The organism is Achromobacter xylosoxidans (genome assembly GCF_002192695.1).
In the GTDB taxonomy this organism is placed as follows: Bacteria; Pseudomonadota; Gammaproteobacteria; order Burkholderiales; family Burkholderiaceae_B; genus Achromobacter; species Achromobacter xylosoxidans_C.
In genome coordinates this window covers 36,686-49,588 of record NZ_MTLG01000053.1, presented here as the reverse complement: position 1 = coordinate 49,588, position 12,903 = coordinate 36,686, and the positions used below count along the sequence as shown (strand labels likewise).

The following is a 12,903-nucleotide window of genomic DNA, read 5'->3' as shown; positions in this document are numbered from 1 at the left end:
GGCAGGAGCGCAGCCTCGTGCCCCGCTTGCGCAGAACCTTCAGGAACCTGACATCACGTTTGCGGCTCGGCTTGTTCGGCCGCACGTTCCTGTTGCTCGCCGCGCTGATGCTCGTCTCCCTGGGCGCGTGGCTACAAGTATTTTTCAGCATGGAGCTGGGACCGCGCGCCAACCAGATGGCGCAGCGGGTGATCACGGCCGTCAATATCACGCGCACCGCGCTGATCTATTCGCATAACGACGAACGCAGCAAGCTGCTGCTGGACCTGGCCACCAACGAAGGCATCCAGGTCTATCCGCGCGAGGTCACCGACTTCGCCGAAGCCCTCCCCGACGACGACTACTGGCAACGCGTTGCCCAGCACATCCGCACGCGCTTCGGCCCGGAAACGCAGATTGCCTGGGGCGTGAACCAGGTGCCCGGCTTCTGGGTCAGCTTCCAGATCGAAAAAGACCTGTACTGGCTGGTGTTCGAGCGCGAGCAGATCGGCCTGACGGGTGGGATCGAATGGCTGGGCTGGGGTGCCACGGCGCTGCTGCTGTCCCTGGTGGGCGCCGCGGTCAGCGTGGGCTTCGTCAACCGGCCGCTATCGCGGCTGGCCCGGGCCGCCCAGGTGCTGTCGCGGGGCGAAACCCCTGCGGCCCTGCCCGAACAGGGGCCGCTGGAGATCCGCGACCTGAACGCCTCGTTCAACCGCATGGCCAAGGATCTCAGGCAGGCGGAGGCCGACCGCGAGCTGATGCTGGCGGGGATCTCGCACGACCTGCGCACGCCGCTGGCGCGCATGCGGCTGGAGATCGAGTTGAGCGGGGTCTCCGAGGACGCCCGCCAGGCCATCGACGAAGACCTGGGCCAGATCGACCACAGCATCGGCCAATTGATGGAGTACGCGCGCCCCGCCGGCACGCTGCCGCAATTGGCCACGGACATTTCCGCCGTGCTGGCCGAACTCTACGAACGCGAACGCAGCCATACCGCGTCCCTGGGCGGGGAGCTGGACGCCACGCTGGAACCGGGCCTGCGCGCCCGCATCACGGCGCTGGACCTCAAGCGCATCGTCAGCAACCTGATCGAGAACGCCCGCCGCTACGGCCGTTCCGCCGACGGCATGGCGCATCTCGTCATGACACTGCAAGCTGAAGGCTCCATGATCGTGATCGAGGTGTCCGACCGCGGTCCCGGCATCGCCCCCGAAGACGTAGACCGCCTGCTGCGGCCGTTCTCGCGCGGCGAGGCGGCGCGCACCGGCGTCAGCGGCGCGGGGCTGGGCCTGGCCATCGTCGAACGCCTGCTCAAGCACGTCGGCGGCTCGTTGCGCATGCTGCCTCGCGAGGGCGGCGGCCTGACCGCAAGGATAGAGTTGCCCAAAGCGAAGTTTAGGAATTATCAATTAGACAACGAAAATCCATAGCGTAGAATTAAGGTTTGAGGCGCAGCCTTAATTCCACCAACAACTGGGAGTAAACATGAAAACTGTTGGCGACAAACTCGAGCCCTTCAAGGTCACCGGCGTCAAGCCCGGCTTCAACCAGCACGAAGAAAACGGCGTGTCGGCGTTTGAAGACATCACCGAAAGCTCGTTCCCCGGCAAGTGGAAGGTCATCTACTTCTACCCGAAAGACTTCACGTTTGTTTGCCCGACCGAAATCGTCGGCTTCAACAAGCTGGCCAAGGATTTCGAAGACCGCGACGCCGTCCTGCTGGGCGGTTCGAGCGACAACGAATTCGTCAAGCTGGCCTGGCGCCGTGAGCACCCGGACCTGAACAAGCTGGGTCACTACCAATTCGGCGACACCACCGGCGCCCTGATCGACCAGCTGGGCGTGCGTGAAAAGGGTGCTGGCGTTGCCCTGCGCGCCACCTTCATCGTTGATCCGGACAACACGATCCAGCACGTTTCGGTGAACAACCTGAACGTCGGCCGTAACCCGGAAGAAGTTCTGCGTCTGCTCGACGGCCTGCAAACCGACGAGCTGTGCCCGTGCAACCGTACGGTTGGCGGCGCCACGCTGTAATTTCCAGCCCGGCCCGGGACCCGCTTGCGGGTCCTGCGCTGGGCTTTAACTGCTCTAGATTATAGGTAAAAGCTATGGAATTTCTTACGACCATTAAGGAACAACTGCCGGATTGGGCCAAGGATATCCGCCTGAATCTGGACGCCGTGATCGCCCGCTCGACCCTGGCTCCCGAAGATGCCGTCGGCGCCGCCCTGTCCGCCGCCTATGCCGCGCGCAGCCCGGTGCTGGTCGAAGCCTTCAAGAGCGGCCTGTCCGAAGGCGACGCCAATGCCGCGCTGACGGCCTCGGCCCTCATGGGCATGAACAACACCTGGTATCCCTACGTCGAAATGACCGGCGACGCCCAACTGAAGAGCCTGCCGGCCCAGTTGCGCATGAACGCCTACGCCACCCACGGCGGCGTGGAAAAGAAGCGCTTCGAGCTGTTCGCGCTGGTCGCCTCCATCATCGGCAAGTGCCATTTCTGCGTGGCTTCGCACTACGAGAACCTGAAGAACGACGGCCTGTCGACCGAACAGCTGCGCGACGCGGGCCGCATCGCCGCCGTGGTCAACGCCGCCGCCCTGGCGCTGGCTGCCCAAGGCAAGTAAACCGCCCCGCGCAATAAAAAACCCGTCTGCGGTGCATGCCGCAGACGGGTTTTTTCATGCAGGGCCGCCGATCGCTTATTTCTTCGGCATGCTCGACGTGGTGGGCAGGCCGTTCGCGACCCAGGCCTCGACGCCGCCGCGGTACCAGTACACGGTCCAGCCCAGCGTACCGGCGCGCAGCGCCGCGTTGTAGGCAGTACGGTCGTTCATGCCTGCGCCCAGGATCACGACCGGCGCCTTGCGATCGCCGCCGTTGTTCTTCAACAGCCAGGCGTCGAAGCCTTGTTGCAGGTGATCCGTGACGCTGCCGTCCGAACCCGCATCTGCCAGCGGATAGCCGATGGGCACCGTGTCGCGCAGCCCGCTGGTGTCGATGATCAGGAGATTCTTGTCTTTCTTGATCATCCCGACCAGATCGGCGGTCGTGATCACCTGGGCGCGGTAGATCTTGTTGGGCGTCGGTCCCTTGTACGGCGCGGTGAACAGCATGGTCGTGGCCGGCACGCCAAAGTCCTTCAGCTCGTCGATGGCGCTGGCAGGCAGGCCTTGCCCCGGCTGCGCCGGCTCCTGCCGCGGCGCGGCCGAGCCTGGGGCGCCGCCGCCCTGGGCCGCGACCTCGCCGCCCACGGTGCCCATCTCGATGTCGGAAATCATCACCGCGATGTTTTCGATCAGCTCATAGCACATGGTGATCGAGCCTTCGCGCGGGCTGTACCAGGCGTTGAGCTGGCCGCAGTCCTTGAACACCACGTTGACCGGACGCGGCAGCACATAGCGTTCGCCCAGCAGCTTGATGTTGTTCGAGATCGCTTCGGACAGATTGTTCGCAAACAAGTTGCCGATCTTGCGCTTGGACGGCTGGAACACCACCTTCACCGGCGCGCCGGGCGCATTCGCCGGCTGCTGACCTTCGGGCGTCCAAGTGCCCACGCGCGTGTGAGGCGCCAGGATCTTGTTCCAGGCGCGGTTCTGCTTGTTGAATTCATCCGCGCAACGCGCCCGGGTCCGGTCCTCCAGCCCGACGTGCTTGGCAATGGACTCGAACACGGCGGGGTTGCCGCCATACATGATGCAGAGCATGTTGCGAAAGCGCTTCAGGTCGCCTGTGTGCTCGTCTTGCCAGGCCGAGGAGGCGTCGGCGCCCCTGCGCTCGGCCACCTTGCCGCTGTAGTACCACTGCAAGGCCGCGTACTTCGCCGCGTCCTGCGCCATGGTGTTCACTTCCTTGTTGTCCGACGGATACATGGTCGGCTCGACGATCTGCAGCGCCGAGTAGATGTCGACCGCGTCCTCTTCCGCCCCCGTCGAGGGCAGTTCCAGCTCGCCGATCAGGGCGTGCCCGAACTCGTGCATGAAGATGCTGCGCATGATGCCGATGTACACCGACACGATGCGCATGGTGTCGCCGCCAAAGCGCGGATAGGGGCCCTCCCCCGGCAGGGCCGGGTTGTAGTCGCCGCCGCCCTGCCCAGCGGCCGGAGCCGGCGCCTGGGGCTTTTGCGCCGTGCCCCCGCCTGCGTTGCCGCCGCGCGCGGGCAAGGTGCCGGCCGCCGGCGCCGCGCCGGATTGGCCGCCGGTCATCGTGATCTTGAAGTCGGCAACGCCGAAGGTGCCTACGTCGTAGGCCATGATGCCCAGCTCGGCGCCCGTGGCGGGCTCATTACTGACATCGCCGATCTGCTGGCCGTTGACGATGAAACGGGCCGCGCCGGGCAGTTCTACCACTCTGATGCGGTCGGTACCGTCCAGCTTCGCGATGTTGGGCAGCGCAGCGATGTCGCGGCGATCCTTCCCCTGCAGACAGAACAGCAGCGTGTTCTTGTCGGCCGTGAGTTCGAGCAGGCACAGGCTCTTGTTGGCGCGGTTGCTCAGCGCCACGCCGATGGACGCTTTCGGATTCGGAGACTTGACGACCACATTGACGTCGGTCACCCGGCCCGATTCCGGCGCCGGCCCGACATTCATGTACAGGGTCTGTTCGCTGTCGGCCTTGTTCGCGTTGTGCAGGGTGAACCATCCATCCTGCACGCCAGCGGTCCAGCCCTCCAGCATCTGCTGCTTGACCGCGCCGGCCAGCGGGCCCAGTTGCTGCTCGTACTGCGCATGCGCGGGCAGGCTTGCCGCGCTGAAGATGGAAGCCAGGGCGATGCCACGTAAATGCATCCGAATGTCTCAGTAGTCGAATTGAAGTAGCGCAGAATATGCCAGATCAATTCGACCCGCTTATTCATTTGTTAAAGATGTATCCAAACTAAATGAACAGCGGAAAAGCGCATTCGGCCGTGGTGCCGCGGAGCCTTCGCGCGAGCTAGGAAGCCGCGCGCGCCAGCAAGACCACCACCGTCGCCGCAATGCCTTCCTTGCGGCCCAGGTAGCCCAGGCCCTCGTTGGTCTTGGCCTTGATGTTGACCTCGGTCTCGGCCAGACCGGTGTCGGCGGCGATGTTCTTCACCATGGCCGGCGCGTGCGGGCCGATCTTGGGCGCCTGCGCGTGCAGCGTGGCGTCGATGTTCACCGGCGTCCAGCCTGCGGCACGCACCCGCGCCATCGCCTCGCGCAGCAGCACGCGGCTGTCGGCGCCCTTGAAGGCCGGGTCGGTATCCGGAAAGTGCCGGCCGATGTCGCCCAGGCCGGCGGCGCCCAGCAGCGCGTCGGTAATCGCGTGCAGCAGCACGTCCGCGTCCGAATGCCCCAGCAGGCCATGCGTGTGAGGGATCGTGACGCCGCCGATGATCAGCGGACGGCCCTCGACCAGCGCATGCACGTCGAAACCCTGGCCGACGCGGAAAGGAATACTCATAGCCATTTTTCCATCAGTTCAAAATCATCCGGCCATGTCACCTTGAAATTGCGCATGGCGCCGGGCACCAGCAGCGGCGCATAGCCGGCGGCCTCGATGGCCGAAGCCTCGTCGGTGACGGCCGCGCCGCTCACGGAGGCCGCCGTCAGCGCGTCGCGCAGCACGCCGGCCCGGAACATCTGCGGGGTCTGCGCCAGCCACAGGCCGTTGCGGTCCAGCGTGCGCTCCACGCGCTCATGGCCGCCCTTGACGGTGTCCGCCACGGGCAGCGCCAACAGGCCGCCCACGGGATCCGCCAGGCAGGCGTCGATCAGCCGGCCCAACGCGGCCGCCGGCAGGCCGGGGCGCGCGGCGTCGTGCACCAGCACCCAGGTGTCGTCGGCCACGCCGCTGTCGGCCAGCGCGCCGGCCACGGTATCCGCACGTGTCGCGCCGCCGCAGGCGCGCCACACGGTGCGCGGCAGGCCGGCCAGCGCCGCATCCACCCAACCGTCGCCGGGGGTCACGGCCACGCGCACCTGCGAAATGCGTTCGTCGGCCAGCAGCGCGCATACCGCGTGGCGCAGCATGGGCTGTCCGGACAGCGGACGGTACTGCTTGGGCACGGTTTCATGCCCGGGCCGGCTGGCGCGGGCGCCGACGCCCGCAGCGGGCACGATTGCAATGAGGGAGGCAGACATGGTGCGGTGATTTTATAATCTTCCGCTTGATGCCTGCTCCCAGTCTGATGCCAGCCCCCTCCGCCCCCGCCATCTTCGCGCCTCCCGTCCCCGCCACGGCCCCCACCCTGTCCGCGCTGAAGGCCGGCGCGCGCTATGCCCAGCCGCGTCCGCCGGGGTCCGGCGACGCCTGGCTGCTGGCGGATCTGGCGCGACAGGCCGCGGCGCCGCTGGTCATCCTGACCGCCGAGCCGGTCGAGGCCCAGCGCCTGGCCGAAGAAATCCAGCTGTTCGCCCCGGGCCTGCGGGTGCGCCAGCTGCCCGACTGGGAAACGCTGCCCTACGACGCCTTCTCGCCGCACCAGGACCTGATTTCAGAACGCCTGCACACGCTGCATGCGCTGATGACCAAGTCGGTGGACGTGCTGACGGTGCCGGTCACCACCGCGCTGTACCGGCTGGCGCCGCCTTCGTTCCTGGCGGCCTACACCTTTTCCTTCAAGCAGAAGGACAAGCTCAACGAAGCCGCGCTGCGCGCGCAACTGACCCTGGCCAACTACAACCACGTCACCCAGGTGACGGCGCCGGGCGAGTTCTGCCTGCGCGGCGGCCTGATCGACCTGTTCCCCATGGGCTCGGTGGTGCCCTACCGGCTGGACCTGTTCGACGACGAAATCGAGACCATCCGCAGCTTCGACGTGGACACGCAGCGCAGCCTGTACCCGGTGCGCGAAGTGCAGCTGCTGCCCGGCCGCGAATTCCCGATGGACGAAGACGCGCGCAATCGCTTCCGGGCGCGCTTCCGGGAAGTCTTCGAAGGCGACCCTTCCCGCGCGCTGCCCTACAAGGACATCGGCAACGGCATTCCGTTTGCCGGCGTCGAGTACTACCTGCCGCTCTTCTTCGAGGAAACGGCGACGCTGTTCGACTACCTGACGCAAGGCACGGTCACCATCACCGTGGGCGACATCGACGACGCCATCCAGCGCTTCAATCAGGACACCTCCAGCCGCTACGGCTTCCTGAAGAGCGACCGCGAACGGCCGGTGCTGCCGCCGTCCGAACTGTTCCTGGACAACGAGACGCTCTACGCCCGGCTGAAGGACTTCCGCCGGCTGTCGCTCACCGCCGGCCAGCCGCACCCGGACTTCCGCGCCGCTCCCGACGTGAGCGTGGCGCGGCGTTCTGAAGATCCCATCGCCAAGCTGCGCGCGCTGGTGCAATCCGGCCAGACGCGCGTGCTGCTGTGCGCCGACTCCGCCGGCCGGCGCGAGACCCTGGTACAGATGCTGAATGAATTCGGCGCCACGCCAGACGCGCAGCCGGACAGCATCGAAGCCTTCCTGGCCTCGGACGCGCATTTCGGCATTGTCGCGGCGCCGCTTTCCACCGGATTCGGGTTGCCCCAGGCCAACCTGGCCTTCCTCACCGAAAACGACCTGTACCCCGGCCTGGCCACCACTGGCCGCCGCGGCAAGCGCGACCAGGAACGCGCCAGCAACGTCGAAGCCATGGTGCGCGACCTGTCCGAGCTGCGTGCCGGCGACCCCGTCGTGCACGCGCAGCACGGCATCGGCCGCTATCACGGCCTGGTCAACATGGACATGGGCGAAGGCGGGATGGAATTTCTCCATCTCGAATACGCCAACGGCAGCACGCTTTACGTGCCGGTGTCGCAGTTGCACGTGATCGCCCGCTACAGCGGCGCCGATCCGGAGGCCGCGCCCCTGCACCAGCTGGGCTCCGGCCAGTGGGACAAGGCGCGCCGCAAGGCCGCCCGCCAGGTCCGCGACACCGCCGCCGAGCTGCTGGCCCTGTATGCCCAGCGCGCCGCGCGCGAGGGCTTCGCCTTCAATCTGCCGCTCAACGACTACCAGGCCTTCGCCGAAGGCTTCGGCTTCGAGGAAACGGTCGACCAGGCCGCCGCCATCGAGGCCGTCATCGCCGACATGACCTCGGGCCGGCCCATGGACCGCCTGGTCTGCGGCGACGTGGGTTTCGGCAAGACCGAGGTCGCGCTGCGCGCCGCCTTCCTCGCCGTGGCCAACGGCAAGCAGGTCGCCCTGCTCTGCCCCACCACGCTATTGGCCGAACAGCACGCGCAGACCTTCTCCGACCGCTTCGCCGACTGGCCCGTCAAGGTGGTGGAGCTGTCGCGCTTCCGCTCGGCCAAGGAGGTTTCCGCCGCCATCGAAGGCATCAACGATGGCCGCGTGGACATCGTCATCGGCACCCACAAGATCCTGTCCAAGGACGTGCAATTCAAGCGGCTGGGACTGGTCATCATCGACGAGGAACACCGCTTCGGCGTGCGCCAGAAAGAAACGCTGAAGGCGCTGCGCGCCGAGGTCGACGTGCTGACGCTGACCGCCACGCCCATCCCGCGCACGCTGGGCATGTCGCTGGAAGGCATACGCGACTTCTCCGTCATCGCCACCGCGCCGCAAAAGCGCCTGGCGATCAAGACCTTCGTGCGGCGCGAGGACGGCAGCACCCTGCGCGAAGCGCTCTTGCGCGAACTCAAGCGCGGCGGCCAGTGCTACTTCCTGCACAACGAGGTCGAGACCATCCACAACCGCCGCGCCCGCCTGGAAGAGCTGGTGCCCGAGGCCCGCATCGCCGTGGCCCACGGCCAGATGCCCGAGCGCGAGCTGGAACAGGTCATGAAGGGCTTCTACCAGCAGCGCTACAACGTGCTGTTGTGCACCACCATCATCGAAACCGGCATCGACGTGCCCAGCGCCAACACCATCGTGATCCACCGGGCCGACCGCTTCGGCCTGGCCCAGCTGCACCAGCTGCGCGGCCGGGTCGGGCGCTCGCACCACCAGGCCTACGCCTACCTGCTGACGCCTGGCGAAGACGCCATCACCAACAACGCCAAGAAGCGCCTGGAAGCCATCCAGGCCATGGAAGAGCTGGGCTCCGGCTTCTACCTGGCCATGCACGACCTGGAAATCCGCGGCACCGGCGAAGTGCTGGGCGACTCGCAGTCCGGCAACATCCAGGAAGTGGGCTTCTCGATGTACAACGAGATGCTCAACGAAGCCGTGCGCGCGCTGCGCGCCGGCGAAGAGCCCGACCTGGACGCGCCCTTCAACCTGGCCTGCGAAGTCAACCTGCATGCGCCTGCGCTGCTGCCGTCCGACTATTGCGCCGACGTCCACGCCCGCCTGGGCATCTACAAGCGCCTGGCGCACGCCGCGGACGAAGACGACCTGATCCACATCCAGGAAGAACTGATCGACCGCTTCGGCAAGCTGCCCGAGGCCGCGCAGACGCTGCTCGCCACGCATCGCCTGCGCCTGGCCGCCCAGCCCCTGGGCATCGTCAAGATCGACGCCAGCGAGACCCAGGCGCTGCTGCAATTCGGTCCCAAGACCTCGGTCGATCCCGGCAAGATCATCGAGCTCGTACAGCGCCAGCGCCACATCAAACTGGCGGGACAGGATAAATTGCGGGTAGAGATCAAGGCCGCGCAGGTCCCGGCCCGCGCCGACGCCGTGCGCGCCGTGCTGCGCGCCCTGAAGTAATCGTCCAAACCATGCAGATTTCCATGACTACTCATCACCTTGTCGTCCAATCCCCCGGCCTGACCGTGGAGCAAGCGGAACAGCTGGCTGCCCTGGCCCAGGCGCAGGGCGTGGCGCGCATCAGCGCCACCGCCGCCCGCCTGCTCGACGTGCAGCACGACGCCGCCACCCGCGCCGAAGTCGTGGGCTGGGCCGAGCGCCACGGCATCGACACCGCCTTCCTGCCCGCCGGACTGAAGCTGTCGGGGTGCAAGGTGCTGGCGATGGACATGGATTCCACGCTGATCAATATCGAATGCATCGACGAGATCGCAGGCGTGGCGGGCCTGAAGGATAAGGTCTCCGAAATCACCGAGGCCGCCATGCGCGGCGAAATCAAGGACTTCTCCGAAAGCCTGCGCCGCCGCGTCGCGCTGCTCGAAGGCGTGCCCGCCGACGCGCTGGAACAGGTCTACGCGGACAAGCTGCGCCTGAATCCCGGCGCCGAGCGCCTGATCTCCACGGCCCAGGCCGCCGGCATCAAGGTGCTGCTGGTCTCCGGCGGCTTCACCTTCTTCACTGAACGCCTGCGTCAGCGCCTGAACCTGGACAGCGCGCACGCCAACACCCTGGAAATCGCCAACGGCGTGCTCACCGGCAAGGTCCTGGGCGACATCCTCGACGCCGACGCCAAGGAAGCCCACCTGCGCGAATTCGCCCGCCAGCATGGCGCCTCCCAGGAGCAGATCATCGCCATGGGCGACGGCGCCAACGACCTGAAGATGCTGGGCATCGCCGGCTTCCCGGTCGCCTATCACGCCAAGCCGCTGGTGCGCCAGCAGACGCGCTATGCGCTCAACGTGTCGGGATTGGACGGGGTGTTGAACTGGTTCGAAAGCTGATCAAGCCGCATCGCTCGCATCAACGCCCGGCTGCGGGCACGAAAAAAAGCCACCTTGCGGTGGCTTTCTTCATTGCTACGACTGATCAGTACCGCACGCGCAGCGAGAGCAGCGCCGCCCGGCCAGTACCCAGCGCCGCATAGTGCGCCGCATAGGCCTTGGTGTAGTACGTTTCGTCGAAGATGTTCAGCACGTTCAACTGCGCCGACATGTGCTCGTTGAATTCGTAGGCGGCCATGGCGTCGAAGCGCCAGTAGGAAGGCACCCAGCGCGCCTTGGGCGTGCCGTCGGCGTTCTTGGTCGCGTCCGAATTGCCGTACACCTTGTCCACGTAGTAGGCGCCGCCGCCAACCGTCAACTTGGGCAGCACCTTGTAGGTGGTCCACAGGCTGAAGGCATTGCGCGGGGTGTTGGGCAGGTCCTGGCCCACGGCGCCGCTGTTGTAGGCGCCCTTGGTCATTTCGCTGTCCATGAAGGTGTAGCCGCCGAACACGTTCCACTTGGGCGTGATGCTGCCCGAGAAGCCCAGTTCGATGCCGCGTACCTTGGCTTCGCCGACCTGCGCCGTCTCGGTGGCCGAAACGGCCACGCTGGTGTTCTTGCGGATGTCCTGGAAGGCCGCCGCTGACAACGTCAGGCGATCATCGAACACCTGCCACTTCGTGCCCACTTCCACCGTACGGCTCTTCTCGGGTTCCAGCGACTGGTTCGAGACCGACACGGCATCACTGATCGCGCTGGAGGCGATGGCCGACGGCGTGGACGAGGTGCCGTAGGTGGCGTAGATGGTGCCGTTGGGCGCCGGCTTGTAGGCCAGGCCAACCTGATAGTTGAAGAGGTTGTCCTCGCGGCTGGTGCTATAGAACGCCGGCGTGCTGGCCGGGTCGTTGCGCCCCTTGGCGATATTGCTGCCGCTGGTGCGGTAATTATCCCAACGCAGACCCAGGCTGGCTTGCCATTGCTCGTTGAACTTGATCGTGTCGAAGCCGTAGAGCGCGACCGTATCCGTGTTGTAGCGCGCCGGATTGTTGTTGCGCTGCAGATGGCCAGGATAGTAGGTGCCCGGGTCCGGATCCCACAGCGAAGCGCACAGCGCCGGATTGGCGTAGGTGTTCTTGCCGTTGGCGGTGCCGGTCACGCAGCCGCTGGTTCCCGCGGGAACGCCCGACTCGGTATAGCTATCCTTGTCCTGCTTGATGTTGCTGTACTCGAAGCCCAGGTCGAACGAGTGCTTCAGGCTGCCGGTATCGAACTCGCCCGTCAGGTTGGTCTGGTTGGCGAAGCTCTTGGTGACGTAATAGCCCGACTTGAGCGCCCGGTACACCAGGCCATTCGGAATGTTGCCCTTGCTGTCGTCGGGGTTGGTCGCAGCAAAGTCGGTGGTGCCGCGGCCGTAGCGCGTCACGTTGCGCAGCTGCAGCTTGTCCGAGAAGTCGTGCTGGAAGTCCACCGTCGCAACGTCGTCGCGGGTCTTCATGAAATCGCGGCCCTTCAAGCCATAGAAGCTCTTGCGGCTCACGCCCATGGTCTCCGTCACCGGCTGACCCGTCTTCGGGTCATACGGGATGGAGTAATCCGGCATGCTGTCGTCTTGGTAGTGGTAGTAGCTCAGCGTGATGCGGGTCGGCGTGCCCACGCCCAAGGTCAGCGAGGGCGCGACGCCCCAGCGCTCGAAGTCCACCGCGTCGTCGCGGCCGGGCGCGTCGCCCTTGTTGCCCATGACGTTCAGGCGGAACGCGGCCTTGTCGGCCAGGCGCCAGTTGCTGTCGATCGTCGCGCGGTAGTTGCTGTCCGTGCCGATCTGCGCCGTGGCTTCGGTGAAGTCGGTGGCCTTGGGCGTCTTGCTGACCATGTTGATGCTGCCGCCCGCGCCGCCGCGGCCCGAATAGACCGAGTCGGGACCCTTGATGACTTCAACCTGTTCCAGGTTGAAGGTGTCGCGCACCTGCGTGCTGGAGTCGCGGATGCCGTCCAGGAAAATGCTGCCGGCGGAGTTTTGGCCGCGAATGATGGGCAGGTCACCGCCCGGGCGGCCGCCTTCGCCCGCGCCGAACGTGATGCCGGGCGAGTTGCGCAGGACATCCTGAAGCGTGGACGCGGCCTGGTCCTGGATCACCTGCTTCGGCACGACCTGCACCGTGCGCGGGGTGTCCAGCAGGGGCGCCGTGAACTTGGGCGACTGCGCCGTGGAGGTCTGGTACGACGACCCCTCACCCTCCACGCGCACGGGCGCAAGTTGCGTCACGCCCGAATCCGCGGATTGGGCGGCGGCGTACGGGCTGATGAACAGCGCGGGGGCCGCGATCGCGGCGGCCAGGGAGGTAGTGAGCGTATTCAGCGAATACGTATCTTGGGGCTTCAAACCAGCTTCTCCGAATGTGAATAGCAACGATTCTTGTTTTTCTACCGGTTGCGATTGTG

At 66.0% G+C, this 12,903-nt stretch carries 9 protein-coding genes; 5 read left to right on the top strand and 4 right to left on the bottom strand.

Going from position 1 to position 12,903, the window contains the following annotated elements; translation table 11 throughout:
* The first annotated feature begins 17 nt into the window (after nt 1–17).
* The 3 genes from risS (at nt 18) to BRO63_RS06690 (ending at nt 2,609) form a co-directional block, all read left to right on the top strand.
* The gene (gene risS, locus BRO63_RS06700; RefSeq protein WP_059374934.1) at nt 18–1,412 is read left to right on the top strand and encodes a sensor histidine kinase RisS; all 1,395 of its coding nucleotides are present in this window, start codon (nt 18–20) and stop codon (nt 1,410–1,412) included.
* 55 nt (nt 1,413–1,467) lie between these two features.
* The gene (locus tag BRO63_RS06695) at nt 1,468–2,016 is read left to right on the top strand and encodes a peroxiredoxin (RefSeq protein WP_006389231.1); all 549 of its coding nucleotides are present in this window, start codon (nt 1,468–1,470) and stop codon (nt 2,014–2,016) included.
* A gap of 74 nt (nt 2,017–2,090) precedes the next feature.
* The gene (locus BRO63_RS06690) at nt 2,091–2,609 is read left to right on the top strand and encodes a carboxymuconolactone decarboxylase family protein (RefSeq protein ID WP_042796792.1); all 519 of its coding nucleotides are present in this window, start codon (nt 2,091–2,093) and stop codon (nt 2,607–2,609) included.
* Between the two features lie 75 nt (nt 2,610–2,684).
* On the opposite strand, the gene BRO63_RS06685 is transcribed toward BRO63_RS06690, so the two are convergent.
* The 3 genes from BRO63_RS06685 to ispD form a co-directional block, all read right to left on the bottom strand.
* Complete coding sequence (locus BRO63_RS06685) at nt 2,685–4,772, bottom strand: DUF4344 domain-containing metallopeptidase (RefSeq protein WP_088138992.1); 2,088 nt, start codon at nt 4,770–4,772, stop codon at nt 2,685–2,687.
* Nucleotides 4,773–4,917: 145 nt separating this feature from the next.
* A complete protein-coding gene (gene ispF / locus BRO63_RS06680) occupies nt 4,918–5,409 on the bottom strand; it encodes a 2-C-methyl-D-erythritol 2,4-cyclodiphosphate synthase (RefSeq protein ID WP_088138991.1) in 492 nt (163 codons plus the stop codon).
* Nucleotides 5,406–6,089 carry a 2-C-methyl-D-erythritol 4-phosphate cytidylyltransferase gene (ispD, locus tag BRO63_RS06675; protein ID WP_059374938.1) on the bottom strand — a complete coding sequence of 228 codons (684 nt, stop codon included), beginning with the start codon at nt 6,087–6,089 and terminating at the stop codon, nt 5,406–5,408. Before ispD ends, ispF begins: the two co-directional genes overlap by 4 nt.
* Before the next feature lie 29 nt (nt 6,090–6,118).
* Here ispD and mfd point away from each other — a divergent pair, with 29 nt between their 5' ends.
* The gene (gene mfd, locus BRO63_RS06670) at nt 6,119–9,601 is read left to right on the top strand and encodes a transcription-repair coupling factor (RefSeq protein WP_373557766.1); all 3,483 of its coding nucleotides are present in this window, start codon (nt 6,119–6,121) and stop codon (nt 9,599–9,601) included.
* A 23-nt stretch (nt 9,602–9,624) separates the two neighbouring features.
* The gene (serB, locus tag BRO63_RS06665; RefSeq protein ID WP_088139188.1) at nt 9,625–10,482 is read left to right on the top strand and encodes a phosphoserine phosphatase SerB; all 858 of its coding nucleotides are present in this window, start codon (nt 9,625–9,627) and stop codon (nt 10,480–10,482) included.
* A gap of 85 nt (nt 10,483–10,567) precedes the next feature.
* On the opposite strand, the gene BRO63_RS06660 is transcribed toward serB, so the two are convergent.
* The gene (locus BRO63_RS06660; protein WP_088138989.1) at nt 10,568–12,844 is read right to left on the bottom strand and encodes a TonB-dependent receptor; all 2,277 of its coding nucleotides are present in this window, start codon (nt 12,842–12,844) and stop codon (nt 10,568–10,570) included.
* Nucleotides 12,845–12,903: the final 59 nt, after the last annotated feature.